This is a genomic window from Achromobacter sp. JCM 18799 (genome assembly GCF_055395645.1).
Genome location: NZ_AP043866.1, coordinates 1,919,973 through 1,945,695, shown reverse-complemented (window position 1 = coordinate 1,945,695; position 25,723 = coordinate 1,919,973). Strand labels below are relative to the sequence as shown.

The following is a 25,723-nucleotide window of genomic DNA, read 5'->3' as shown; positions in this document are numbered from 1 at the left end:
CTTGTGTCAGGATCGGAGGTTCAAGCGCATCGACGGCTGATCGGATCAGCTGGAGCCAGCGTTCAGCTCGCCATCCATTTGGGTGCATCATTCATCGGTACCGCCGCCGGCAGAAGACGGGTGTCGGTCTTTAGAGTCGCGAACATATGTCCGGAACCTTTTCGATCGAATCGTTCAGTGGAATGGTGGCCTTCGCGGCCACGGTGGAGTCCGGCAGTTTTGCCGCGGCCGGGCGCAAGCTGGGTTTGTCCGCTTCAGCGGCGGGCAAGGCGGTGGAAAGGCTGGAGCTAAAGCTGGGCGTGCGGTTGTTGCATCGCAGTACCCGCTCTTTGGGGCCGACGGGCGAAGGCGAGGTTCTGTACCGCTATGTCAGCAAGATCCTGAAGGATCTCCAGGAGGCGGAGCGGGAATTGCAGCTGGTGCAGAACGCGCCGCGGGGCCGGCTCAAGGTTAGCGTTCCCACGGTGATGGGCCGCAGGATCGTGTTGCCGGCGCTCAGCGACTTCCACTTGCGCTTTCCCGAGGTGATGGTGGACATCAACCTGGACGACCTGATCGTCGACGTGATCGAGGACGGATACGACCTCGTATTGCGCTTGGGCGAGCTGGAGGATTCAAGACTGCAGGCCCGCAACATCGGCCCGCATGCGTTCACGACTTGCGCTTCGCCTGCTTATCTGGCCCAGCGCGGCACGCCGCGCACGCCCGCGGATCTCAGTGAGCATTGCTGCATCCACTATCGGTTTCCAACTACGGGCAGGACGGAAACCTGGGCCTTCAAGGGAGAGCCGTCGGGCAGGACGTTCAAGCCGTCCAGCATATTGAATGATGGCGAGGCCCTGGCGTCCGCGGCGATCGGCGGGTTGGGGATCGTGCAGGTGCCCAGTTACCTGGTAAAGGAAGACGTGGCGGCGGGCCGGCTGCGGCCGGTGCTCGAGGACTACACGGAAAACCGGGGCAGCGTTTCGCTGCTATGGCCGCCCCGTTCGGCAGAGGTTGCCCGGGTGCGCGCATTCATCGATTTCTTCGCCGAGCGGATCGCGGCGCGGCTGTAGCTGCGTCGGGAGCGGGGCGTCCAAAGAATGGATGTGGGCGCAGGAAACTAGAGGCTTTGCGGTGGGCGGAAATGCAAAAAAGGATGCCCAAGGGCATCCTTTTTCATTTGCCGTATTCGTGACGCCCTGAAAACAGGGCGGCAGAATGGCTTAGGCCAGCGCCTTGATGGCGGCAGCCAGGCGGCTCTTGTGGCGAGCGGCCTTGTTCTTGTGGATGATGTTCTTGTCAGCCACGCGATCGATCACGCTGGAGGCCTTCTGGAACACTTCGCCAGCCGCAGCCTTGTCGCCAGCGGCGATGGATTGGCGAACGCGCTTGATGGCGGTGCGCAGCATCGAGCGCAGGCTGGAATTGTGCTTGTTGCGCTCAACGGATTGGCGAGCGCGCTTGCGGGCTTGGGCGGTATTGGCCATGTTGCTATATAAGTTGAATTCGGCAAAGTCGAACATTGTAGCAAGTCCCTACGGGAATGCAAGCTTTTAATGTTTGATCAGCCGATGGAGCGCCCGTCAACCGGGCGGGGGCGCTGCGGGAGGAATTCCCTGGGCTGGAAAGCCCTTGCGGATGGTCCTCATGTGTTTGAGGAAAACCCGTGGCGCCTACTGGATAAAAACACCGTGCTTAGTATACAACGAAGCCGCTCTGGCGACACGGCGCGGACGCCGGCGTTGTCAGGTGGCGACGCTGATGGAGACGAACCAGGGCGTGAAGCGGCGGACGTGGATGGGCATGATTTCGCGCAGCGTATCGAGCGCGGCATCGGTGTCATCCAGCGGGAAGTGGCCGGATACCGGCAGGCCGCCTGCGGCCATGGACACGCGCAGCGTGCCGCTGCGGTAGGGACGCAGGGCGGCGATCACTTCGGCCAGCGGGCGGCCGCGGGCTTCGACCCAACCGGCTTCCCAGGCGGCCTCGGCCATGAGTTCGGCGCGCGGGGTATCCATGCGGGCCGCGTCGAACCGGGCGCCGGTGCCGGCGCGGACGGTGCCGTGGGCGCCGGACATGGTTTCGACCTCGACCTCGTGCTCATGCACCACCACCAGGGTGCGCTGGGCTTGCTGGCGCACCATGTAGCGGGTGCCCAGTGCGCGGACCGTGCCTTCCGCGGTCTGGACCAGGAAAGGGCGGCGCGCGTCGGGCGCCACGGACACCGTCACGGCGCCGTCCAGCAGGCGGACCTGGCGGTAGGCAGGCGTGAAGTCCAGGTTGACGCGGCTGCGGGCGTCCAGCAGCAGCTGGCTGCCGTCGGACAGCACGTAGCGGCGGCGTTCGCCCGTGGCGGTGGCGGCATCCGCCGCCACGTTGCCCAGGGGATAGAAGGCATTGCCGACGTAGGCGGCGCAGGCTCCGGTGCCGGCGAGCGCCAGCGCGCCGGCCAAGAAACGGCGGCGAGGGGGCGCAATGGCGGGGCCGAGAGGGGCCGCGAGAGGCGGGATGGCGGGGCCAGCGGTGGCGTAACCGGCGGGATAGGCGTCGCCAAGCCGGCCGAACGTCGATCCTTCCAGCGAGCCGGTCAGCTGCTGCCAGGCATTTTCGTGGGCTGGGTCGGCAGCGCGCCACGCCAGGAAGTCGTTATAGTCCTGGGCGGTCGCCTTGCCGGAGCGCAATAACAGCAGCCAATTGATTACCTGGTCCGCCATGGGTTGTCCTTGGGCGTACTTCACTTCATGTCCCCGCAGTGCTTCAAGGGGGATCCTTTCGATGGCAATTTGTAAATAATAAAGGTTTTTTACCAAAGATTACCGGCTGATTGTCAATTCTTGACGAATCTAATGCAAAAAAGCCGGTACTAGACCGGCTTTTGACGTGTATATAGGCAGATTGTCCGAACTTAGCGCGCCGGACGTCGGCCAAAGTCCCTAGGGCGGAAGCCAAACAGTAACAACATTCCGAAGTAGACCGCGCCGCTGGCTGCCAGCACGCCGGCCAGCCAGGCCACCCGCTGCCAGGAATGGGCCTGCAGGGCGATCCAGTCGATGCGCCCGTCCGCATACCAGAGAAAGGCCGCCAGCGCCGCCAGGGCGGGCAGGAGGCGCAGCGCGAACGCGGTCCAGCCGGGACCGGGCTGGTAGACGCCGCGGCGGCGCAGTCCGATCAGCAGGGCCAGCGCGTTCAGGCAGGCGCCCAGGCCGATCGCCAGGGCCAGTCCGGCATGCGCCATCAGCGGCACCAGCACCAGGTTCATCAGTTGCGTCATGATCAGCACGCCGATGGCGATTTTCACCGGCGTGCGGATGTCCTGCTTGGCGTAGAAGCCGGGCGCCAGGATCTTCACGGCCAGCAGACCGATCAGCCCGGCGGAGTAGGAAATCACCGCCAGGCGGGTCTGGCTCACGTCCTGGGCGGCGAAGGCGCCGTAGTGGAACAGGGTAGCGACCAGGCCATCGGACAGCAGCGCCATGCCCACCGCCGCCGGCAGGCCCAGCAGCAGCACCAGGCGCAGGCCCCAGTCCAGCAGCCCGCTGTAACCGCCGTGGTCGTCGCGGGCATGGGCGGCGGACAGGCTGGGCAGCAGCACCGTGCCCAGCGCCACGCCCAGCAGCGCCGTGGGGAATTCCATCAGGCGGTCGGCGAAGGACAGCCAGGTGACGCTGCCCGGCGTGAGCCAGGTGGCGATGTTGGTGTTGATCAAGAGCGAGATCTGCGCGACCGAGACCCCCAGGGTGGCGGGCGCCATCTGCTTGAGGATGCGCTGCACCGTGGGGTCGCCCCAGGCCTCGCGGAACCGCAGGGTGAAGCGCGGCGTCAGGCCGAGCCGGGCCAGGGCGATCCATTGCACGGCCAGTTGCGCCACGCCGCCGATCATGACGCCGATGGCCAGCGCATAGACCGGCACGTCCATGCGCGGGGCAAGCCAGATGCAGGCGGCGATCATGGCCAGGTTGAGCAGCACCGGCGTGAAGGCCGGCACGGCAAAGCGCCGCCAGGTATTGAGCACGCCCGAGGCGAAGGCGATCAGCGACATGCAGAAGATGTAGGGGAACATCACCCGCGTCATCCAGACCGCCGCGCCGAATTCGGTGTCGCGGGCGGCGCCGCGCAGCCCGCTGGCCATGGCCGATACCACCCAGGGCGCGGCGACGATGCCGATGAGCGTGATGAGCATGAGCGCCGCGGTCAGCAGCAGCGCCACGCGGTCCAGCAGGGTGCGGACTTCGGCTTCGGACCGGTTGTTGCGCGCGGCGCCCAGGATGGGCACGAAGGCCTGGGCGAAGGCCCCTTCGGCGAACAGGCGGCGCAGCAGGTTGGGAATGCGGAAAGCGACCCAGAAGGCGTCGGTGATGGGGCCGGCGCCGAAAGCGCGGGCCACCAGGATGTCGCGGATCAGGCCGGAAATGCGGGACAGCAGGGTGAAGCTACTGACCGTGGCCGCCGAACGAAACAGGCTCATGGATGACTACGTAAAAAGGGGGCCGATAGGCCCCATGACCAACATTGCCCCTTGAGTGGGACAACGCTTCGCCCGACGCTTTTTCTCTAGGCCGGAGCGTCTTTTCCCCTCGGGGGGCAGAGAGCCCGCGTAGCGGGCGAAGCGTGGGGGCATTATTTCGGCGGCATGCGGATGGCGCCATCCAGGCGGATGGTTTCGCCGTTGAGCATGTCGTTCGTGACGATGCTGTGGACCAGCTTGGCATAGTCTTCCGGACGGCCCAGGCGGGCGGGGAAGGGAATGCTGGCGGCCAGCGAGTCCTGCACTTCCTGCGGCATGCCGAAGATCATGGGCGTGCCGAAGATGCCCGGGGCGATGGTCATGCAGCGGATGCCGGTCTTGGACAGGTCGCGCGCGATGGGCAGGGTCATGCCGGCCACGCCCGCCTTGGAGGCGGCGTAGGCGGCCTGGCCGATCTGGCCGTCGAAGGCCGCGACGGAGGCGGTGTTGATCAGCACGCCGCGTTCGCCGGTGGGTTCGGGCGCGTTGGCGCTCATGGCCTCGGCGGCCAGGCGCATCATGTTGAAGCTGCCGATCAGGTTGATCGACACGACCTTCTGGAACAGTTCCAGCGGATGCGCGCCGTTCTTGCCCACGATCTTGGCGGCGGGCGCGACGCCGGCGCAGTTCACCAGGCCGAACAGCGAGCCCAGTTCGAGCGCGGCGGCCACGGCGTTCTTGCCGTCGGCTTCCTGGGTCACGTCGCAGTGGACATAGCGCTGGCCCAGTTCCTTGGCCAGGGCCGAGCCCGGTTCGTCCTGCACGTCGGCGATGACGACCTTGGCGCCATTTTCGACCAGCATGCGCACCGTGCCGGCGCCCAGTCCGGACGCGCCGCCCGTGACGATGAATACCTTGTTCGCGATTTCCATGTGTCTACCACCAGTGAGTTCTAGGGATGAAAGCGGCGCGGCAGGCGCCGGATATGACTAGGCCTTCGGGGCCGGCCGGACGCGATGCGTTCCGGTGCCGGCGCCGAAGGCCTGTGAGCCATCGAGGCGCCGATCAGCCTTGGACGGCTGCGAACAGGCGCGCCTTGATTTCCTCGACCGCGCCGACGCCGGAGATCTTGCGGTACTTCGGCGCGTCGGCGGGATTCTGCTGCGCCCAGGACGAGTAGTAGTCGACCAGGGGGCGGGTCTGGTCGCGGTACACGGCCAGACGGTTGCGCACGGTTTCCTCGCGGTCGTCGTCGCGCTGGATCAGTTCTTCGCCGGTGACGTCGTCACGGCCTTCGACCTTGGGCGGGTTGAAGCGCACGTGGTAGCTGCGGCCGCTGGGCTGGTGCACGCGGCGGCCGCTCATGCGTTCGATGATGTCTTCTTCGGGGACTTCGATTTCCACCACGTAATCCAGCTTGACGCCGGCGCTCTTGAGCGCGTCCGCCTGCGGGATGGTGCGGGGGAAGCCGTCGAACAGGTAGCCGTTGGCGCAGTCGGGCTGCTTCAGACGGTCCTGCACCAGGCCGATGATGATCTCGTCGGAAACCAGACCGCCGGCATCCATGACCTTTTTGGCTTCAATGCCCAACGGCGTGCCCGCTTTGACCGCGGCGCGCAGCATGTCGCCGGTGGAAATCTGGGGGATGCCGAAGTGTTGGGTGAGAAACGCGGCCTGGGTGCCTTTGCCGGCGCCGGGAGGTCCGAGCAAGATGAGACGCATGAGTGCTCCTGAAGGGGTGTATTTTTTGTGATCCGGGGAATTATGCCGCAATGCAGCAGCCGATGCGGAGCCGCGCCATAGGAAATAACCCTTATATCTGCTTGCTGTAGACCTGTCGGACGCGTTCCAGATCCGCCGGGGTATCTACGCCTGCGGCAGGAGGGTGGGACGCCCGATGGACGACGATGACGTGGCCGTGTTCCATGGCGCGCAGCTGTTCCAGGGATTCGAAACGTTCCAGCGCGCCCTGCGGCAGGGCCGGATAGCGGCGCAGGAACGACACCCGGTACGCGTACAGGCCGATGTGGTGCCAGGCCGGCAGGCCTTCCGCCAGCACGCGTTCGCCGGAGGCGAGCGCATCGCGGGCCCAGGGGATCGGGGCGCGTGAAAAGTACAGCGCGCGGTCGTTCACGGCGCAGACCAGCTTCACCACGTTGGGGTTGAACAGCGCTTCGGCGTTGGCCAGGGGACAGGCGCAGGTCGCGATGTCTGCCTCGGGGCTGGCTTGCAGCTTGGCCGCCACGGCATCGATGAGTTCGGGTTCGATAAGGGGTTCGTCGCCCTGCACATTGACCACGATGGCGTCGTCGGGCAGGCCCAGCTGCTCCACGGCTTCGGCCAGGCGGTCGGTGCCGGTCGGGTGGTCGGCGCGGGTCATCAGCGCCTGCAGCCCGTGCGCCTGCGCAGCCTGTTGCACGCGGACGTCGTCGGTGGCCACATAGACGCGGGAGGCGCCGGACAGCGCCGCGCGTTCGGCGGTGCGCACGACCATGGGCTTGCCGGCGATGTCGGCCAGCGGCTTGTCGGGCAACCGGGTCGAGGCGGTGCGCGCCGGGATCAGGGCGATGAAGCTCATGCGCGGCGGTTCAGTGGGCAGCGGGGGCGTCGTCCAGCGCGCGGGCTTCCGATTCCAGCATGACGGGGATGCCGTCGCGCACAGGGAAGGCCAGGCGGTCGGCACGGCAAACCAGTTCGGCTTGCTGCCGGTCGTGTTCGAGGCGGCCCTTGCACAGCGGGCAGACGAGGATGTCGAGTAGGCGGGATTCCATGACCGGAATTCTAAAGCAGTTTGCCGGGGGCCGGGCCGCGCGGCGCTACCAGGCGGACGGTTTGCTAGGCCCGGGCCGGCTGGCGCAGCGCCTGCGCCAGCCAGTCGAATAGCTGGGGGTCGGAAAAGCCGGCGCGCACGGGCACTTCCCACAGGCGCGGATCGTCCAGGGCGGCGCATTTGATCGCGTCCTTGGACGTGACCAGGATGGCCTCGGCCGTGAGCGCCTGGAAGGGCGACTCGGCGTAATCGTGATGATCGGGCAGGGCGAGCGCGGTTTCCAGCTGGATGCCGGCGCCGCGCAGCGTGGTGAAAAAGCGTTCCGGATTGCCGATGCCCGCCGCCGCAGCGATGCGCGGCTGGCCGGCGAAGGCCGCCAGGGGGCGCGTGCCGCGGCCCGAGACCTGGCGCGTATCGCCCGGCTCCAGCCACATGCGGACTTGCCGCGGCCGGCCGCTGCCAGCGGCTTGCGGCTGGCCGTCGGGCGTGCCGATGTTCGTCACGACCACGTCGACCTCCCGCAACCGTTCGGCAGGTTCGCGCAAGGGGCCCGCGGGCAGCAGGCGGCCATTGCCCACGCCGCGCTCGTCCTGCACCACGATTTCGACATCGCGTGCCAGCGCCAGATGCTGCAGGCCGTCGTCCGAGACGATCACATCCACTTTGGGGTGCGCCTGCAGCAGGGCCTGGGCGGCCAGGGCGCGCTTCGGGTGCACGGAAACCGGCGCCCCGGTGGCGCGGGCGATCAGCGCGGGCTCATCGCCAAAGCGGGCGGCTTCGAGCTCGCCCAGCCCGACGCGGGCGTGCGGGCCGACCTTGACGCCGTAGCCGCGGCTGACGACCCCGGGGGTGTAGCCGCGGGCCCGCAACGCTTCGACGGTGGCGATGACCATGGGGGTCTTGCCCGTGCCGCCGACGTAGACATTGCCGATCACCACGACGGGAACCGGGGCGCGGTACGAGCTGCGGGTACCGTCCAGGTAGCGCTGGCGCTTGCGCGCCACTTCCCAGGCGGTCAGCCTGGACAGCGGCAGCAGCAGATTGGAGAGCCAGCCGCCGCGCTGCCATTGGCGCGCCAGCAGCGTCGAGGCACGCTTGGCGGTCACCGGGTGGTCTGCGCGGCGAAGTTGACGCGGCCGATGCCAGCCAGCCGGGCGGCTTCCATGACGTTGATCACGGACTGGTGGGTGGCCTGGGCGTCGGCGTTGATGACGACCAGTGGTTCGGTCTTGCCGGCCGCGGCCTGGCGCAGGACCTCGGCGATCTCGGGGGGCGTGGAGACGTCGATGAGCGTGCCGTTGAGCGCGTAGCGCCCGTCCTGGCTGACGGCGACTTCCAGCGCCGGAGGCGTGTCCTGTTCCATCGAGGCCTGGGGCAGCGTCACCTTCAGCTGGGTGAAGCGCGCGAAGGAAGTGGTTGCCGCCAGGAAGATCAGGATGACCAGCAGCACGTCGATGAGCGGAATCAGGTTGATGTCCAGCTCATCGCGCTCGCCGCGGGGGCCGCGGAAATTCATGAACGGCCCTCGCGCGTGGCGGAGCCGGGGGCGACCGCGCGCACCAGGCGCGACGCGGTCTGCTCCATGGCGCTGAGGTAGCCGTCCACGCGGCCGCGCAGATAGCGGTGCGCGATCATGGCGGGAATGGCGATGAGGATGCCGAAGCCGGTGTTGTACAGTGCCATCGAGATGCCGCGCGCCAGTTGCGCGGGATCGCCGCCGCCGGGTGTGTAGGAGCCGAAGATCTCGATCATGCCGACCACGGTGCCGAACAGACCCATCAGGGGCGCGACCACGGCGATGGTGCCGATGGCGGAGATGTAGCGGCTGAGGTCGTGGGCCACGGCGCGGCCGGTGTCCTCGACCACGTTGCGCAGTTCCTCGCGCGGCAGATGACGGTGACGCATCACTTCGGCCAGGATCCGGCCCAGCGGCGAGTTGCGCTCGAGGCGGTTGATCGCGTCGGGCGTGTCCTGGCGGTTGCGCAGCATTTCAGCCACTTGGTCGCTCAGGCCGCGCGGCATGACCAGGCCGCGGCGCAGGGAGAGGAAGCGCTCGAAGATCAGCGCCAGGCCCAGGACGGATGTCGCCAGCAGGGGCCAGATCGGCCAGCCGGCCTCGCGCAGTATGGAAAGCAAAGCGTTCAACTCCCGGGGGGAACCGGTACGCAAGGCGGCGCGGACCGGCATCTGATCAAGCCGAAACTGTAACGGTGCGGCGGGGGTGTGGCAAGTCGGTACGACCCCCAATCTATCCACAGATCTTGTGGATAATTCTGTGCAAAACTTCCCGGAATTGCTTGTGGGCACAGGGCTTGCACTTGTTTGCTTCAATTTCGAGCAGCTTGGATTTCAATAAATTCTTATAAAAAACAATGACTTGGTTCTAATTTGCTGGCTTTCGGGCCGGTTGGGGGAAATCTGCTGGGACGCGGTATGATTGCGGCCCGCTACGCGGCTCCTGTGGACAGGTATGCATCGGAAAGCCCCATGACAATTGAATCTACAGTCACAAACAACGTATTCGCGCGGGATATCCTGACGGTTGCCCAGCTGAATCAAGCTGTGGGGCAGTTGTTGGAGCGCAGCATCCCGGCGCTGTGGGTGCGCGGAGAGATTTCCAACTTCACGGCGGCGGCTTCCGGGCATTGGTACTTCACGCTCAAGGACAGCCGGGCCTCGGTGCGGGCAGTCATGTTCAGAAGCCGCGCCAGTGCGGTGGGTTTCACGCCGCGCGCCGGCGACCAGGTCGAAATCCGGGCCCGCGTGTCCCTTTACGAGCCCCGCGGCGACTATCAGCTGCAGGCTGACGCCATGCGGCGGGCTGGACTAGGCAATCTGTACGAGGCGTTTTTGCGCCTGAAGGAGCAACTGGCTTCCGAAGGCCTGTTCGATCCGGCCACCAAGCGCGAACCCGTGCGCCTGCCGCGGGCGATCGGCGTGGTGACGTCCCTGCATGCCGCGGCGCTGCGGGACGTGCTGTCGGCGCTCGCGCGGCGCGCGCCCCAGGTGCCCGTGTTCATCTACCCGGCGCCGGTCCAGGGGGCGGACGCCGCCGGGCGGCTGGCCGCCCAGGTGCGCATGGCCAACCAGCGCGCCGAGGTCGATACGCTGCTGCTGGTGCGTGGCGGCGGCAGCATCGAGGATCTTTGGAGTTTCAACGACGAAGCCTTGGCCCGCGAAGTCGCGGCCAGCGCCATTCCCGTCATCAGCGGGGTGGGGCACGAAACGGATTTCACCATCGTCGATTTCGTTGCCGACGTGCGTGCGCCCACACCGACCGCGGCCGCCGAACTGGCCTGCGTGCCGCGCTCGGAACTGCTGGGCCGGGTCATGCAGGCGGCAGAGGCCATGACGCGCGGCCAGCAGCGCCGCCTGGAACGCGCGGCGCAGCGGCTGGACCGCGCCGCCGCGCAATTGGTGTCCCCGGCCCAGCGCCTGGAGCATCAGCGCGAGCGCCTGAACAGCCTGCGCTTCCGTTTGGCGACCGCCTGGTCCGGGCCCCAGGAGCGGCGCGCGGCGCGCGTCAACCTGCTGACGCAGCGCCTGGCGCATCGCGTGCCCGATACCGGCCGCGCCGCCGACCGCCTGGCGGGCGCGGCGCGCCAGCTTGGCCAGGCGCATGCGCGGTTGCTGGTGCAGCGGCGCAACCGGCTGGCGTCTGCCACGGCGCAATTGCGCGCGCTGGATCCGGGCAACACGCTGGCCCGCGGCTACGCCATCGCGCGCGACGAACAAGGCCGCATCGTGCGGGACGGGGCCGCGCTGACGGCGGGGCAGGCGCTGGACCTGAGCTTCGCGCAAGGCGGCGCCGAAGTCGCGGTCACGCGCAGCCGCGAGACGCGCGAGGCTTCCTGAAAGAGGGCGGTCGCGCGCCCTTGAGGCCGCTGCCATGAGCACATGCTTCAGGTAATGAGCAGATGCGTCCCTTAACCCCGCGCGGGCGGGGGGTTAACGCGGTATCCTCAGTAGTTGCCGATACAATTGAACGGCTTGATCGTGCACTCAACAGAAGGAACCTCACATGGCACATACTCTTCCCCCCCTGCCTTACGAACTGGACGCACTGGCTCCGCACATCTCCAAGGAAACGCTGGAGTTCCACTACGGCAAGCATCACCAGACCTACGTCACGAACCTGAACAACCTGATCCCGGGTACGGAATTCGAAACGCTGTCGCTGGAAGACATCGTCAAGAAGTCCTCGGGTGGCATTTTCAACAACGCCGCCCAGATCTGGAACCACACGTTCTACTGGAACAGCCTGGCTCCCAAGGCCGGTGGCGCTCCGACCGGCAAGCTGGCTGACGCCATCAACGCCAAGTGGGGCAGCTTCGACGCTTTCAAGGAAGCCTTCAACAAGTCGGCCGCCGGCAACTTCGGTTCGGGCTGGACCTGGCTGGTCAAGAAGGCCGACGGCTCGGTCGACATCGTCAATACCAGCAACGCCGCCACCCCGCTGACCACGGCCGACAAGCCGCTGCTCACCTGTGATGTGTGGGAACACGCCTACTACATCGACTACCGCAACGCCCGTCCCAAGTACCTGGAAAACTTCTGGGCGCTGGTGAACTGGGAATTCGCGGCCAAGAACTTCGCCTGATAGGCAAAGCCAGGCCCGCCGCGGCGTCAGCGTCGCGGCTCCTGCTGAGCAACCCCTCGCGCAAGCGTGGGGTTTTCTTTTTTTGTTCAGGAAAAATTCAGCCTGCGAAATCCCTGTCGATTGTCGAATTCATTGCGGGGAAATAACGAACAAACCGGCTTTTCTTCCGGGTAATCCCTAGGTTTGCCAACCACTATCGTTGGCCCCGGTCGGCGACTGAACCACGGGGTCCACGGCCGCGGCATGCCCGCGATAAACCGTGGTACTTACAGGGAAGGGAAGCATGTTGCGGTTATTTTCGGGTTTGCGCATCGGCGCGCGCCTGTCGGGCGCGTTTTTGCTGGTGGCGGTGATAGGCGGTGCGATAGGAGGCTTTGGGGTCTGGGGCCTGGCGCGCATCAATGAAATGAATGACCGGCTTTACGACACCGAGCTGCGCGGCATCTCGGACATCAAGGAAGCCAACATCAATCTGATCTACGCTGGCCGCGCCCGCACGGGCTACCTGGCCGCGTCCACGGACCAGGAACGCCAGTCGCTGCGCAAGCAGTTCGACGACGCCGTTGCAACCATGGACGACTTGCGCGAAAAGGCCGCCGCCAACTTCTATTCGGAAGAGGGCAAGCGCCTGCTGGCACAGTTCACCGAGACCGAGCAGGTCTGGAAGCGCGAATCCGCCGCTTTCTTCGCCGCCGCCCAGGCCCGGCCGCTGACCCAGGCCGACCCGCAAGTGGCCGCGATCGAGGCGCGCGTGATCGCCTCGTCGCAAAAGCTGGATGATCTGATGACGACCCTGGCGAAGGCCAAGGAAAACGTCGCGGCGCAAAGCGTGCAGGCGGGCACGGACCTGTATGAAACGCTGCGCGCCGTCATGATCGTCCTCGCCGTGGCCGGCGTCGCGATCGGCATGCTGCTGGGCTGGCTGGTGACGCGCGGCATCGTGCGTCCGCTGGAACAGGCCGTGATGGCCGCGCGCCAGGTCGCGGCCGGCGATCTGACGACCGACATCCAGGTTGCCACGCGCGACGAAACCGGCGACCTGATGGGCGCGCTCAAGACCATGAACGCGAGCCTCGCGCGCATCGTCAAGGACGTGCGCGATGGCTGTGAGAGCATCGCCTCGGCGTCTTCGCAGATCGCCCAGGGCAACGCTGATCTGTCGCAACGCACCGAGGAACAGGCCTCGTCGCTGGAGGAGACCGCGGCCTCGATGGAGCAACTGACGAGCACCGTCCAGCAGAACGCCAACAACGCCAGCGAAGCTGACCGCCTGGTCAACCAGGCTTCCAGCGTGGCCGTGCGCGGCGGCGAAGTGGTGGAGGGCGTGGTCCAGACCATGAGCGCGATTTCCGACAGCTCGCGCCGCATCGCCGACATCACGGGCGTGATCGACGGCATCGCCTTCCAGACCAACATCCTGGCGCTCAACGCCGCCGTGGAAGCGGCGCGCGCGGGCGAGCAGGGCCGCGGCTTCGCGGTGGTCGCGGGCGAGGTGCGCACGCTGGCGCAGCGCTCGGCGGTGGCCGCGAAGGAGATCAAGGCCTTGATCGATGAGTCGGTCACGCGCGTCGAGGGCGGCACGCGCCAGGTCGACGAAGCTGGCCGCACCATGCGCGAAGTGGTGGACAGCGTGCGCCAGGTCGCCACGCTGGTGCGCGAAATCGCCAGCGCTTCGGAAGAGCAATCCGCCGGCATCGGCCAGGTCAACCAGGCCGTGGCGCAGATGGACACCGTGACCCAGCAGAACGCGGCATTGGTGGAAGAGGCGGCCGCCGCGGCGGCCAGCATGCAGGAACAGGCCACCCGCCTGGCCCAGGAAGTGCGCCGCTTCAAGGTCGAGGCAGGCGGCGGATCGGCGCGCGAAGCCCAGGTCCGTCTGGTGCAGGCGGTGCCCGCGGCGCCGCGCAAGACGGCCGCGCCCGCGGCGCGTCCCGCGCTGGCGCAGGCCTCGGACGACGACTGGTCGACCTTCTGATCCCGCGGTGTGGGCTGCCGGTCAGGTGGGAGTGGTAAGGTTAGCCACTTTCAACCGCGCCGGCTTCGCCCATGAACCTGCCCGACCCCCTACGCCGGCTGCTGGCCGGCCCGCGCCGATGGGCGCATCGCAAGGTGCGCCAGATCAACCGCCTGTCGCGCAAGAGCGTGCAGATGGGGCTGCTGCTGGGGGGCGCCGGCCTGGTGGCGCTGATGTCGCTGGGCTTCGCCTATCTGGCCGACAAGGCGCTGGAATGGAACCGCGAGTGGGTCGCCTACAACGGCTGGCTGGCCTTGTTGGTCCTGCCGCTGAGCCTGGCGGCCTTGCGCTGGCTGACCCTGCGCTTTGCGCCCAATGCGTCCGGCAGCGGCATTCCCCAGGTCATCGGCGCCTTGTCGCTGCCGCCGGGCGCCAGCCAGAACAGCCTGGTGGCGCTGGGGCAGACCCTCTGGAAAATTCCTCTCGCGTTCGGCGGCATGCTGGCCGGCGCCTCGATCGGCCGCGAAGGGCCGTCGGTCCAGGTTGGCGCCGCGCTGATGCTGGCCTGGGGCGACTTCTGGAAACGGCGCGGCGTGCAGCTGCGCGGCTTTCACGCCAATGAACTGATCGCCGCCGGCGCCGCGGGCGGCCTGGCCGCCGCTTTCAACGCGCCGCTGGCCGGCGTCATTTTCGCCATCGAGGAACTCGGGCGCGGCACCGTGCTGCGCTGGCAACGGCTGGTGCTGATCGGCGTGCTGGCCTCGGGCTTCCTGGTCGTGGCCGTGGTGGGCAACAACCCGTACTTCGGCGTGTTCGGCGGCGCGCCGCTGACCCATGGCATGGTGATGTGGGTGGCCATCTGCGCGGCGCTCAATGGCGCGCTGGGCGGCATATTCGCGCGCCTGCTGGGCAAGGGGGCGGCCGGCAGCGCGCCCCAGTCCTGGCGCGCCTGGATCCGCGCGCATCCGATCTGGACGGCCTTCATCATGGGCCTGATCCTGGCCGTGATCGGGCTGGCTACTGCCGGCAGCGTCTACGGCACGGGGTATGGCGTGGCCGCGGATCTGTTGTCGGGCAAGGACACCGCGCCCGCCAGCTTCGGCCTGGCCAAGCTGGCCGCGACGGTCGCCTCCTATTGGGCGGGCATACCGGGCGGCATCTTCACGCCGGCCCTGACCACCGGGGCGGGCATCGGCCATCACATCTGGCAATTGGCGGGAGAGGGCGTGGACCACCGCGTGCTGGTGCTGATTTCGATGGCCGCCTTCCTGGCCGCCGCGACCCAGGCGCCACTGACCGCCAGCGTGGTGGTCATGGAAATGACGGGCAGCCAGCCCATGCTGTTCTGGCTGCTGGTGGGCTCCCTGCTGGCCTCGGGCGTGTCGCGCCAATTCTGCCCGCAACCGTTCTATCACATGGCCGCCGGGCGTTTCCGCAGGCAGGCCATCGTCGACGCCGGGCGTGCCGCCAGGCCGCCTGCGGCGTGAGTCCGCAGGCCAGGTCCGCGCCTTGCCGCGGTGCACGCGGCGCGCACCGGGGTGGTGAACAGCCGTTGGACACTGTCCGTGCAGCGGACATCCCGCGTGCGCACCAACTTGGCGCGAAAGCGCTGCGTTAAGATCGGCCGATCCGGATTTTTTCTCACTGACTTCGAGCTTCCCATGACCGTGCATGCTTTCATTTGTGATGCGATCCGCACCCCCTTCGGCCGCTACGGCGGCGCGCTGGCTTCCGTGCGCCCCGATGATCTCGCTGCCGTAGCCATCAAGGCGCTGGTGGCGCGCAATCCCGGCGTGCGCTGGGAAGAACTGGACGACGCCATCATGGGTTGCGCCAACCAGGCGGGCGAAGACAACCGCAACGTGGCCCGCATGGCCACGCTGTTGGCCGGCCTGCCGATCGAAGTCCCCGGCGCCACCGTCAACCGCCTGTGCGGTTCGGGCCTGGACGCCATCGGCGGCGCCGCCCGCGCCATCCGCGCCGGCGAAGCCGGCCTGATGCTGGCCGGCGGCGTGGAAAGCATGAGCCGCGCGCCCTTCGTCATGGGCAAGGCCGACAGCGCGTTTTCGCGCAACGCCGCCATCTATGACACCACCATCGGCTGGCGCTTCATCAACAAGCTGATGAAGGCGCAATACGGCGTGGACTCGATGCCCGAAACGGCCGAGAACGTCGCCGACGATTTCAAGATCAACCGCGAAGACCAAGATCTGTTCGCGCTGGCCAGCCAGCAGAAGACCGCGCGCGCACAGAAGGAAGGCTTCTTCGACGCCGAGATCGTGCCGGTGTCGATTGCCCAGAAAAAGGGCGACCCGATCATCGTCAGCAAGGACGAGCACCCGCGTGAAACCACGCTGGAAGCGCTGGCCAAGCTGAAGGGCGTGGTCCGCGAAGGCGGCACCGTCACCGCCGGCAACGCCTCGGGCGTCAACGACGGCGCCGCAGCGCTGCTGCTGGCCGACGAAAAGGGCGCCGCCCGCCATGGCCTGACCCCGCGCGCCCGCGTGGTCGGCATGGCCACGGCCGGCGTCGCGCCGCGCATCATGGGCATCGGCCCGGCGCCCGCCACGCTGAAGGTGCTGGCCCAGACCGGCCTCACGCTTGCGCAAATGGACGTCATCGAACTGAACGAGGCGTTTGCCGCCCAGGGCCTGGCCGTGCTGCGCCAGCTGGGCATCGCCGACAACGACCCGCGCGTGAACCCCAACGGCGGCGCGATCGCCCTGGGCCACCCGCTAGGCGCCAGCGGCGCACGCCTGGCCACCACCGCAATCAATCAGCTGCACCGCACCGGCGGCCGCTACGCGCTGTGCACCATGTGCATCGGCGTGGGCCAGGGCATCGCGCTGATCATCGAACGCGTGTAATCGCCTGGCGCGCAGCGGCTACGCTGCGCGCTGGAACGAAAAGGGAGCCTGCAAGGCTCCCTTTTCATGTCTGCCGGCAGGCTTGCCTCAGGGCAGGCCGTCCAGTTTCTTGCCGGCCTGGATGCCGTGCCGTTCGAACCAGCCCTGAGCCATCTCCAATGCGTAGCGCACGGGCTTCTTGGCGCAGTGCGGGTCTTCGGTCTGTGGCGCCATGTCCTCAATGTTGACGATCGTGCCATCGTCGGCGATAAAGGCAATCGAGAGCGGCAGGATGGTGTTGCGCATCCAGAAGCACTGCACGTCGGGCTGTTCGAAGACGAACAGCATGCCGTCGTTGCCGGGCAGCTCCTTGCGGAACATCAGGCCGTCGCGGCGGGTCGCTTCCGTGTTCGCGACTTCTGCGCGGATAATATGGATGCCGGCCGAAAGCTGGGTGGTGGGTAGCGGGGCTTGCGGGCCTGTCTGCTGCGCGCCGGCCGCTGCGGGCAGCGCCATTGCGATGGCTGCCAGGGCGGGAGCCAGGGCTTTCGGCAGGAGGTTTCTGAAGAACGCTGTCTTGAACAACGTGAGGCTGACAGGATTTAAAACGGCGTTCTTGGGCATGACCTGGCGCAATGAATGAAAAATAACAAGGCGGGGCCCGAAAGCCCCGCCTGAATAATGGCGCAACCTTACCGTTGCGCTTTAAGGGTAACTCAGGCAGCCGTGATATTAAGCGCCTGTTTGCCTTTGGGCCCCTGAATAATCTCGAAGGCCACTTTCTGGCCTTCTTTCAGGGTTTTAAAACCATTCATCTGGATGGACGAAAAATGGGCGAACAGATCTTCACCGCCGTCGTCGGGCGTAATGAAGCCGAACCCCTTTGCATCGTTGAACCATTTGACGGTGCCCGTCGATTTGGGATTGTCCCCTTGGACGGCGGTTGCGGTCGTATCAGACATGCGGACTGCCTCATTGAATCGTATGTTGACGAAGGGCATCGCGGCCTAGACCCCTGTCCCCCCTCCGGCTTCCTGGCAGATTTTCGGTGCTTTGAAAACCCCAGAATGCGTGGATAATGCGCCGCTTTTCTTTGCGGCGTCAAGTATGGAAACTACGCATTTCTACGTGTAATTTTCCGTAAGTTACACGCTAGCCGTCCCCCGTTTAAATAGAATAGCGGCCCTATGAGTTCTACCTTGGATACCCAGCATGATTTGGCCGTCGAGAAGGCTCCGGCGCGCGCCGCGCCGCCTCCGATGTACCAGGTCCTGCTGCTGAACGACGACTACACCCCAATGGAGTTCGTCGTGAAAGTACTGCAAAAGTTCTTCAATAAGAATCACGAAGAGGCTACGAGGATCATGTTGCAGGTGCATCACGAAGGGCGTGGTGTATGCGGGGTTTATCCCCGGGACCTCGCCGCCACGCGCATTGCGCAAGTGGCCCAATACGCGCGGGCGCGCCAGCACCCCCTGCAATGCGTGATGGAACCCGTCTGAACCCCAGAATCAATGCGCCGCCTGTCATGGCGGCGTTGTGTTGTCCGGTTATTTTGTTTTGATAGGCAGTATCCGCGTACCCGAGAAGCGCGCGGAATGATCAGGTCGGCAGCTCCGCCGCTTAGGAGCGGTGCGTCTGCATTTGAGTAAGCGGGAGATTTACCGTGAGTGGAAAGATAAGCAAGGCCTGGCTGGCGACAGCCGGGGTCGTTGTATTGGCCGGCGCCATCGGCGTGGGCTGGTGGATGGGCAAGGAGCGTCAGCCCGCCAATCCGGCGCCAGCCGTCGTGTCGCAGCCTGCGGCCACGGCGGGTGGCGGCGATGCCAAGCCGGCATTGCCCGCCAGCGCGGTGGTCGGCGCGGCCGACCCGTTTGCCGCGCTTTCCTGCCAGCCGCGCCAGTACAACGATACGCTGGCGCTGGCGGTGACCTTCACGCAGCCGGTGGACGCCAAGTCCGACCTGGACAGCTATCTGCAAGTGACGGACACGGGCTCGGCTTCCGACAAGGACAGCGAATCGGCCGCCAGCAACGGCGACCAGCCCGCCTCGGTCCGGCCGGGCGACTCGGCGCCCAAGGGCAAGATCCTGAAGGGCAACTGGGTGGTGGGCGACAACCCCCGCATGGTCTATTTCCCCTACGTGCAACCGCAGCGTTCCTACGCGATCTCCGTGCGTGCCGGGCTGCCCGGCGCGGGCGGCATCAAGCTGGCGGAAGCGTCGAATTGCGAGGTGAACACGCAGGCCATGCCGCCGTCGTTCTATTTCGCCAGCCGCGGCGTGGTGCTGCCGGCCGGCCAGAATGGCGGCCTGCCCGTGGCCACGGTGAACGTCTCCGAAGTGGACGTGCAGTTCCTGCGCGTATCGCCTGAGCGCGTGCCTGAACTGTTCGACACCGTGCTGGGCATCGGCCGCAGCACCGGCTCCGGAGAAGAGGATGACAGCGGCGACGAAGAGGACAACTGGCGCTATTCCGACAACCGCAGCCTGAAGGGCTCGGTCAGCAACTGGGACCTGGACCGCCTGAACTCGCTGACGACCAGCGTCTATCAAGGCCGTTTCGTTACCGACGACAAGCCCAACCGCCGCCATGTCACGTTCCTGCCGGTCGAAGGCATCAAGGAACTCCAGGAGCCCGGCATCTACATCGCGGTGATGAGCCAGCCCGGCCGTTTCCGCTACGAGTACCAGGTGACGTATTTCTACGTCAGCGACATCGGCCTGCACGCGCGCCGCTACAGCGACCGCATCGAAGCCTATTCGGTATCCCTGAAGAGCGGCACCGCCATCTCGGGCGCCGTGTTCGAACTGGTGGACGGCGCAGGCAAGTCGCTGGCCAAGGCCGCGGCCGACGGCCAGGGCCATGTCCGCTTTGACGGCAGTTTCGCCAATGCGCGCGTCATCCGCGCCTCGCGCGACAAGGAAATGACGGTGCTGGCCCTGGGCGAACCCGCCCTCGACCTGTCCGAATTCGACACCGGCGGCCATGTTTCCCGCCCCAACAACCTGTTCGTCTACGCCGGCCGCAACCTGTACCGCCCCGGCGAAACCTTCAACGTCTCGGTCCTGCCGCGCGACCTGGACGGCCGCATGCTGGCGCCGTCGCCCCTGACCGCCACCATCAAGCGCCCCGACGGCCGTACGGTGCTGAGCACCTTGTGGCAACCCCAAAAGGATCTGCCCGGCTATCTCGAGCGCAGCATCGATCTGCCGCTGGACGCGCAGACCGGCACGTGGCTGCTGGAATTGCGCGTGGACCCCGCGTCGCGCGCGCCGGACGCGTCCTGGAAGTTCCAGGTCGAGGAATTCCTGCCCGAGCGCATGAAGATGGCGCTGACCTCCGACCAGGAGGTGCTGTCGCCGGAGGAAACGCTGACCGTGGACGTGCAGGGCGATTATCTCTACGGCGCGCCCGCCGCCGGCAACCGCCTGCTGTCCAGCTTCCAGGTCAAGCGCGACCGTTTTGCGCTGCCCCAGCAATGGCCTGGCTTCATCTTCGGCGACGTTGCCGACGATGCCCGCCGCCATTTCGAGGAACTGCCCGAAACGGCCCTGGACGACAAGGGCCGCGGCCAGCTCGAGGTCGATCCGCGCACCGGCGGCACGCGTTCGCCGATGAAGGTGAGGGTGTCGGCCAGCCTGCTGGAATCCGGCGGCCGTCCGGTGGTGCGTTCGATCGAGCGCAGCGTCTGGCCCGCCGACCGCCTGATCGCCGTGCGTCCGCAATTCGACGGCGACGTGGCCCGCGAAGGCGCGCCCGCCGGTTTTGAAGTGCTGCGCGTCGACGCGCAGGGCAAGATTGCGCCGCTGGCGCAGGCGCAGATGCGTCTGTACCGTGAAGATCGCCAGTACTACTGGCGTTTCGACGACCAGCGCGGCTGGAACAGCGGCTACACCGAAACCGAGGAATTGCTGGATTCGCGCGAGATCGCGCTGAACGACCGCTCCCAGCTGACCGTGCCCGTGAAGTGGGGCCGCTATCGCCTGGAAATCGCCGATCCCGAAACCGGCCAGACCCTGCGCTACCGCTTCTATGCGGGCTGGAACGCGCAGGACTCCGACGCCATGGGCAATCGTCCCGACCGCGTGCAGATGAAGCTCGAAGGCGTGCCGGCCAAGCCGGGCGACACGGTCAAGCTGACTCTGACGCCGCCGCATGACGGCCAGGCGCTCATCACCGTGGAAGGCGACCGCATGCTGTGGTCCACCTGGGTGGCCGTGAAAGCGACCGGCACGCAGGTCGAGATTCCGGTCGACAAGAGCTGGAAGCGCCACGACCTGTACATTGCAGCCGCCGTGTTCCGTCCCGGCAGCGAGGGCGACCGCGTGACGCCGGCGCGCGCGCTGGGCCTGACCTTCCTGCCCATCGCCAGCGCCGACCGCAAGCTGGACGTGAAGCTGACGGCGCCGCCCAAGGCGGTGCCCGAGACCAAGGCGACCGTGCGCGTCAAGGTCGACGGCGCTTCGGGCAAGCAGGCCACCGTGACCCTGTCGGCGGTGGACGTGGGCATCCTCAACATCAATCAGTACAAGACGCCCGACCCGCTGGACTACTTCTTCGGCAAGCACCGCTACGCGCCCGAATTGCTGGACATGTACGGCAAGCTGATCGAGAAAATGGACGGCACCAAGGGCAAGCTGAAGTGGGGCGGCGACGCCGCCATGCGCGGCGACAGCAAGAGCCTGCCCAAGAAGGTCAAGCTGGTGGACCTGTTCTCCGGTCCGGTCAAGCTGAACGAGCAGGGCGAGGCGGACATCCCGCTGGACCTGCCCGACTTCAACGGCACGCTGCGCCTGATGGCGGTGGCCTTCACGCCCGACAACTACGGCAGCACCGACACCGAAATGGTGGTGGCGGCGCCCATCGTGGCCGAGCTGAACACGCCGCGCTTCATTACTCCGGGCGACCAGGCAGCGATCGCGCTGGACGTGACCAACCTGAGCGGCGCCGAACAGAAGGTGACGGTCAAGCTGGAAGCGCTGGACCCGCTGGCCATCGTCGACGGCGTCAAGACCGTGACCTTGAAGGACAAGCAGCGCACCACGTTGCGCTTCACCGCCACCACCACCGGTTCGTACGGCCTGGGCCTGATGCGCCTGACCGTCGACGGGCAGGGCGGCGGCAAGCCCGTGCGCATCGTGCGCGAATCCGTGCTGCAGGTGCAACCGGCCTACGCGGCCGAGCGCCAGGTGCGCCGCCTGCGCCTGAATCCGGGCGAAGCCAACGCGCCGCAGGCGTCGTGGATCGCTTCCTACTATCCGGACTCGACCACGGTCAGCATGACGGTTTCGAACCGTCCGCCGATTAACGTCAACCGCCTGGTCGAAGGGCTGCTCAACTATCCCTACGGCTGCACCGAGCAGACCATCAGCGCGACCCTGCCGTGGGTCATGCTGGATGAGGCCGCGGCCAAGCAGTTCGGCCTCAAGCCGCGTACCAAGGCCGAGCGCGACGCCAAGGTGGCCGGCGCGATCGGCCGCCTGGCGGGCATGCGCAATGCCGTCGGTTCGTACAACCTGTGGAGCAGTTCGTCCTCGCGCGACGTGTGGCTGACGGCCTACGCCGTCGGCTTCATGCAGGACGCCCGCGACAACGGTTTCGAAGTGCCCGAGGCCTCGCTGGACCGTTCGCGCCAGTGGCTGCTGGAGCAGGTGCAGCAGAGTTCCGGCGCATTCGGCACCTGGTCGGCCAACCTGAAGCGCGGCGTCGAATCCGGACGCTACGATTCCAGCGACGCCAACATCCTGCGTGAGGACCACCGCCGCTTCGCCGGCCTGGCCACTGCCGCGCTGGCGCTGGCGCGCGACAAGAAGGCGCCGCTGTCCACGGTGCGCCAGCTGTACGACAACTACCAGGAGCGCGCGCGTTCGCCGCTGCCGCTGATCCAGCTGGCGGCTGCGTTCAAGCTCATGGGCGATGAAGGGCGCATGAAGAGCGCGCTCGACCAGGCCGTGGCGCGCGAGTACGGTCTCAACAATCGCCGCAACTCCGGCTATTACGACGAATGGCTGGGCGACTACGGCAGCGGCGTGCGCGACTACGCGCTGGCCTTTGCGATCGCCGACAAGTACGAGCTGCGCCACGAGCGCCTGGACAACCTGCTGACGCAGTTGGCCAGCCGCCTGGGCAACCGTTCGTACCTGTCGACGCAGGAACAGATGTCGCTGTTGCTGGCCGCCCGCGCCCTGGGCGGCGACAAGGCCACGCCCTGGTCCGCCACGCTGACCGTCAACGGTTCCACCAAGGCGCTCGCCGGCGGCACCAGCGACCAGACCGTGTCGCTGTCGGCGGCCGACCTGGCCGGCGCGCAGCTGCTGAACACCGGCAACCAGTCCCTGTTCGTCGAATACGACATCCAGGGCAGCCCGACCACCGCGCCCGCGCCGCGCAACGATGTGATCCAGCTCAAGCGCGGCTGGTACCGTCCGGACGGCCGTCCGTGGGATGGCGGCAGCCTGCAGACCGGCGATATGCTGGTGGTGTGGGTGCAGGCCAGCGCCAACCAGAACATTCCGGATGGCTTGCTGGTGGACCGCGTGCCGGCGGGTTTTGAAGTCGAAAACCTGAACCTGTCGCAAAGCCCCGAGATGCAGGAATGGACGATCGGCGGACGCCGCGTGGCCGAAGCCATGTCCGATCCCAACATCAAGCACCGCGAGTTCCGCGACGACCGCTATGTGGCCGCGGTGTCGCTGGGCCGCGGCAAGGTGGACGTGTTCTATCTGGTGCGCGTCGTGACGCCGGGCCGCTACGCGGTGCCGTCGACGGTGGCCGAAGATATGTACCGGCCTGAAATCCGGGGCGTAGGCGAGCAATGGAGCACGGTAGAGATCCGCGACCGCGGCGCCAAGCGTCCTTGACCCCCGCCGCCACCCCCGTGGCGGGCGCCTCGCGCGCCCGCCGCTGGCGGCGGCGCGGAATCTTCGCGGCCAGCGCGTTGTTTGCGCTGGCCGCGTTGTTATTCACGCTGGACCGCCTCTATCCCTTGCCGCCCGTGGATTCGGGCGGCGCCGCCGTGGTCGTGGCCGCGGACGGCACGCCGCTGCGCAACTATCCCAGCCGCGACGGCATCTGGCGCTATCCGGTCAAACCCGACCAGGTGTCCGAACGCTATCTGGAAACGCTGCTGACCTACGAGGACCGCTGGTTCTACTGGCACCCGGGCGTCAACCCGGTGGCGATGGCGCGCGCCGGCTGGCAGTGGGCCACCAACCGCCGTATCGTGTCGGGCGGCTCCACCCTGACCATGCAGGTTGCGCGGTTGATCGATCCGGAACTGGCCGGCAAGCCCTCGCGCTCGATGTCGGCGAAGCTGCGGCAGGCCTGGCGCGCCATCCAGCTGGAAATGCACTACAGCAAGGACGAGATCCTGTCGCTGTACCTGACCCACGCGCCCATGGGCGGCATCGTCGAAGGCGTGGAGATGGGCTCGCGCCTGTGGCTGGGCAAGCCGGCGCGCGACCTGAGCCCGGCGGAGGCGGCGATGCTGACCGCCTTGCCGCAGGCGCCGTCGCGCCTGCGGCCGGACCGTCATCCCGAGGCCGCGCAGGCCGCGCGCGACAAGGTGCTGGACCGCATGGTCGAACTGGGCCGCTGGACCCCGGCCGAGGTGGCCGACGCCAAGATCGAGAACGTGGTTGCGCCGCCGCTGCGGGCGCGCTGGCTGGCGCCCCTGGCCGCGCAGCGCCTGCTGCAGGAAGCGGGCAGCCAGCGCAAGGCCGGCCGGCGCCCGGGCGAGCGGCCCGCCGTGGTCACGTCCACCCTGGACGCGGACATGCAGGCGGCGGTGGAGCGCATGCTGCAGGACCGGGTGGACGGCCTGCCGCCCAAGGTATCGATGGCCGTGTTGGTGATGGACAACGATACGCTGGAGGTCAAGGCCTATGCCGGCTCCGCCGACTTCTCCGACGAAAGCCGGGCCGCCCACGTGGATATGGTGCGCGGCGTGCGTTCGCCGGGCTCCACGCTCAAACCCTTTCTGTACGCGCAGGCGCTGGACGAAGGCCTGATCCACTCCGAAAGCCTGCTGATCGACGCGCCGATGTCGTTCGGCGGCTACGCGCCGGGCAATTTCCAGGCCGCGTTCGCCGGCCCGATCAGCGTGGCGCAGGCCCTGCAGCGTTCGCTCAACGTGCCGGCGGTGGACCTGCTGGATCGCGTCGGGCCCAGCAGTTTTGCCTCGGTCATGCTGGCCGGCGGGGTGCGGTTACGTTTGCCCGCGGGCGCGGAACCGAATTTGAGCTTGATTTTGGGCGGGGGCGGCACCACATTGGAAGAACTGGTGGGCGCTTACCGGGCCCTGGCCCGCGGGGGCGTCTCCGGGCGGCCCCGGCTGCGGCCGGAGCAGCCGCGGGTCGAGTCCCGTATGATGAGCCCTGGGGCGGCCTGGATCGTCCGTGACATTCTGGAGAGCGGCGGCCATCCTGACCGGCCGTTCTACCAGTCGGGCAGTCCGGCGCGGCAACTGGCCTGGAAAACCGGGACCAGTTTCGGATTCCGCGACGCCTGGGCCGTTGGAGTGACCGACAGGTGGACGATGGGCGTCTGGGTCGGCCGTCCGGATGGTACGCCCAACCCCGGATTTTTCGGGGCAAACGTGGCGGCGCCGCTACTGCAGGATATCGTGGCGGCCTTGCCGGAAGGCGCTCAGCAGGTCCGCGTCAGGCCCGAAACGGTGCAGGCCGCGGTGACATGCTGGCCCCTGGGTTACAAGCTCGGCAGCGTGCCGTCCGGCGAATGTCCGGAGCAGCGCGCGGCCTGGGTGCTGAATGAAACGGCGCCGCCGTCCTTTGCCGGCTACGCCGATGCCTCGCGCGGACCGCTGCGTCTGGGCGGCGTGGCCAGCGGCTCGGTGCTGCGGCCCGTGCCGGGCGGGCGCGAAGTGGCGCTGGATGTGGATGTGCAGGGAACAGAAGGCGAAGTATGGTGGATGCTGGACGGGCGCGTGGTTGGCCACGGCGCGTCGGGTCATCCGTTTAAATTAGTGTTGGCCATGGACGGCCGGTATACGCTTACCGTCATGGATGCGCAAGGCCGTCACGACAGAGTGGTTTTTGAAATCTCTGGCGTTACGCCATGATCGGCATAGAATATGAATCGTGTATTTGCCCGCTTCGATGCGTTAC

At 67.0% G+C, this 25,723-nt stretch carries 21 protein-coding genes; 9 read left to right on the top strand and 12 right to left on the bottom strand.

All coding sequences use genetic code 11. The features are described from left to right. The first annotated feature begins 146 nt into the window (after positions 1 to 146). Positions 147 to 1,055, top strand: coding sequence for a LysR family transcriptional regulator (locus ACZ5YA_RS09215; protein WP_118932824.1), 909 nt, complete (start codon positions 147 to 149; stop codon positions 1,053 to 1,055). A 150-nt stretch (positions 1,056 to 1,205) separates the two neighbouring features. Here the strand turns inward: ACZ5YA_RS09215 and rpsT are convergent, their stop codons facing one another. From rpsT to ACZ5YA_RS09165, 10 genes are all read right to left on the bottom strand, one after another. Further along, positions 1,206 to 1,469, bottom strand: coding sequence for a 30S ribosomal protein S20 (gene rpsT, locus ACZ5YA_RS09210; protein WP_006396042.1), 264 nt, complete (start codon positions 1,467 to 1,469; stop codon positions 1,206 to 1,208). A gap of 258 nt (positions 1,470 to 1,727) precedes the next feature. Then, positions 1,728 to 2,696 carry a FecR domain-containing protein gene (locus ACZ5YA_RS09205; RefSeq protein WP_059379890.1) on the bottom strand — a complete coding sequence of 323 codons (969 nt, stop codon included), beginning with the start codon at positions 2,694 to 2,696 and terminating at the stop codon, positions 1,728 to 1,730. Positions 2,697 to 2,887: 191 nt separating this feature from the next. Continuing rightward, positions 2,888 to 4,447 (bottom strand): murein biosynthesis integral membrane protein MurJ, encoded by a 1,560-nt coding sequence (gene murJ, locus ACZ5YA_RS09200; RefSeq protein ID WP_464092396.1) that lies wholly within the window; start codon positions 4,445 to 4,447, stop codon positions 2,888 to 2,890. Between the two features lie 152 nt (positions 4,448 to 4,599). Beyond that, positions 4,600 to 5,358, bottom strand: a complete 759-nt coding sequence (locus tag ACZ5YA_RS09195; RefSeq protein WP_059379888.1) for a 3-hydroxyacyl-CoA dehydrogenase — start codon at positions 5,356 to 5,358, stop codon at positions 4,600 to 4,602. Between the two features lie 133 nt (positions 5,359 to 5,491). After that, positions 5,492 to 6,148 carry an adenylate kinase gene (adk, locus tag ACZ5YA_RS09190; protein ID WP_059379887.1) on the bottom strand — a complete coding sequence of 219 codons (657 nt, stop codon included), beginning with the start codon at positions 6,146 to 6,148 and terminating at the stop codon, positions 5,492 to 5,494. Between the two features lie 91 nt (positions 6,149 to 6,239). Next, positions 6,240 to 7,004: a 3-deoxy-manno-octulosonate cytidylyltransferase gene (gene kdsB, locus ACZ5YA_RS09185; protein WP_059379886.1), complete on the bottom strand. Its 765-nt coding sequence runs from the start codon at positions 7,002 to 7,004 to the stop codon at positions 6,240 to 6,242. A gap of 10 nt (positions 7,005 to 7,014) precedes the next feature. Beyond that, complete coding sequence (locus ACZ5YA_RS09180) at positions 7,015 to 7,197, bottom strand: Trm112 family protein (RefSeq protein WP_059379885.1); 183 nt, start codon at positions 7,195 to 7,197, stop codon at positions 7,015 to 7,017. Positions 7,198 to 7,261: 64 nt separating this feature from the next. Continuing rightward, the gene (gene lpxK / locus ACZ5YA_RS09175) at positions 7,262 to 8,302 is read right to left on the bottom strand and encodes a tetraacyldisaccharide 4'-kinase (protein WP_118932826.1); all 1,041 of its coding nucleotides are present in this window, start codon (positions 8,300 to 8,302) and stop codon (positions 7,262 to 7,264) included. After that, entirely contained in the window at positions 8,299 to 8,712 is a 414-nt protein-coding gene (locus ACZ5YA_RS09170) for an ExbD/TolR family protein (protein ID WP_059379883.1), read from the bottom strand. The genes lpxK and ACZ5YA_RS09170 overlap by 4 nt, the downstream gene beginning before the upstream one ends. After that, entirely contained in the window at positions 8,709 to 9,332 is a 624-nt protein-coding gene (locus ACZ5YA_RS09165) for a MotA/TolQ/ExbB proton channel family protein (protein WP_059379882.1), read from the bottom strand. The genes ACZ5YA_RS09170 and ACZ5YA_RS09165 overlap by 4 nt, the downstream gene beginning before the upstream one ends. 351 nt (positions 9,333 to 9,683) lie before the next feature. On the opposite strand from ACZ5YA_RS09165, the gene xseA reads away from it, so the two are divergent. From xseA to pcaF, 5 genes are all read left to right on the top strand, one after another. Further along, positions 9,684 to 11,051: an exodeoxyribonuclease VII large subunit gene (gene xseA / locus ACZ5YA_RS09160; RefSeq protein ID WP_464092395.1), complete on the top strand. Its 1,368-nt coding sequence runs from the start codon at positions 9,684 to 9,686 to the stop codon at positions 11,049 to 11,051. A 166-nt stretch (positions 11,052 to 11,217) separates the two neighbouring features. Further along, positions 11,218 to 11,796: a superoxide dismutase [Fe] gene (gene sodB / locus ACZ5YA_RS09155; protein WP_013394768.1), complete on the top strand. Its 579-nt coding sequence runs from the start codon at positions 11,218 to 11,220 to the stop codon at positions 11,794 to 11,796. Between the two features lie 283 nt (positions 11,797 to 12,079). Continuing rightward, the gene (locus ACZ5YA_RS09150) at positions 12,080 to 13,771 is read left to right on the top strand and encodes a methyl-accepting chemotaxis protein (RefSeq protein WP_059379880.1); all 1,692 of its coding nucleotides are present in this window, start codon (positions 12,080 to 12,082) and stop codon (positions 13,769 to 13,771) included. 71 nt (positions 13,772 to 13,842) lie between these two features. Next, complete coding sequence (locus ACZ5YA_RS09145; protein ID WP_059379879.1) at positions 13,843 to 15,237, top strand: chloride channel protein; 1,395 nt, start codon at positions 13,843 to 13,845, stop codon at positions 15,235 to 15,237. Between the two features lie 174 nt (positions 15,238 to 15,411). Then, a complete protein-coding gene (gene pcaF / locus ACZ5YA_RS09140) occupies positions 15,412 to 16,617 on the top strand; it encodes a 3-oxoadipyl-CoA thiolase (protein ID WP_059379878.1) in 1,206 nt (401 codons plus the stop codon). An 87-nt stretch (positions 16,618 to 16,704) separates the two neighbouring features. On the opposite strand, the gene ACZ5YA_RS09135 is transcribed toward pcaF, so the two are convergent. Both ACZ5YA_RS09135 and ACZ5YA_RS09130 read right to left on the bottom strand, forming a co-directional pair. Further along, on the bottom strand, positions 16,705 to 17,220 hold the full coding sequence (locus ACZ5YA_RS09135) for a DUF192 domain-containing protein (protein WP_059379877.1): 516 nt from the start codon (positions 17,218 to 17,220) through the stop codon (positions 16,705 to 16,707). A gap of 92 nt (positions 17,221 to 17,312) precedes the next feature. Next, positions 17,313 to 17,558 (bottom strand): cold-shock protein, encoded by a 246-nt coding sequence (locus ACZ5YA_RS09130; protein WP_006220277.1) that lies wholly within the window; start codon positions 17,556 to 17,558, stop codon positions 17,313 to 17,315. 225 nt (positions 17,559 to 17,783) lie between these two features. Here ACZ5YA_RS09130 and clpS point away from each other — a divergent pair, with 225 nt between their 5' ends. The 3 genes from clpS to pbpC all read left to right on the top strand — a co-directional run bounded on the left by clpS (position 17,784) and on the right by pbpC (position 25,677). Then, positions 17,784 to 18,098: an ATP-dependent Clp protease adapter ClpS gene (gene clpS / locus ACZ5YA_RS09125; protein ID WP_006383989.1), complete on the top strand. Its 315-nt coding sequence runs from the start codon at positions 17,784 to 17,786 to the stop codon at positions 18,096 to 18,098. Positions 18,099 to 18,262: 164 nt separating this feature from the next. After that, positions 18,263 to 23,458: an alpha-2-macroglobulin family protein gene (locus ACZ5YA_RS09120; RefSeq protein WP_464092394.1), complete on the top strand. Its 5,196-nt coding sequence runs from the start codon at positions 18,263 to 18,265 to the stop codon at positions 23,456 to 23,458. Further along, on the top strand, positions 23,455 to 25,677 hold the full coding sequence (gene pbpC, locus ACZ5YA_RS09115) for a penicillin-binding protein 1C (RefSeq protein ID WP_118932829.1): 2,223 nt from the start codon (positions 23,455 to 23,457) through the stop codon (positions 25,675 to 25,677). Before ACZ5YA_RS09120 ends, pbpC begins: the two co-directional genes overlap by 4 nt. The last annotated feature ends 46 nt before the right edge of the window (positions 25,678 to 25,723 follow it).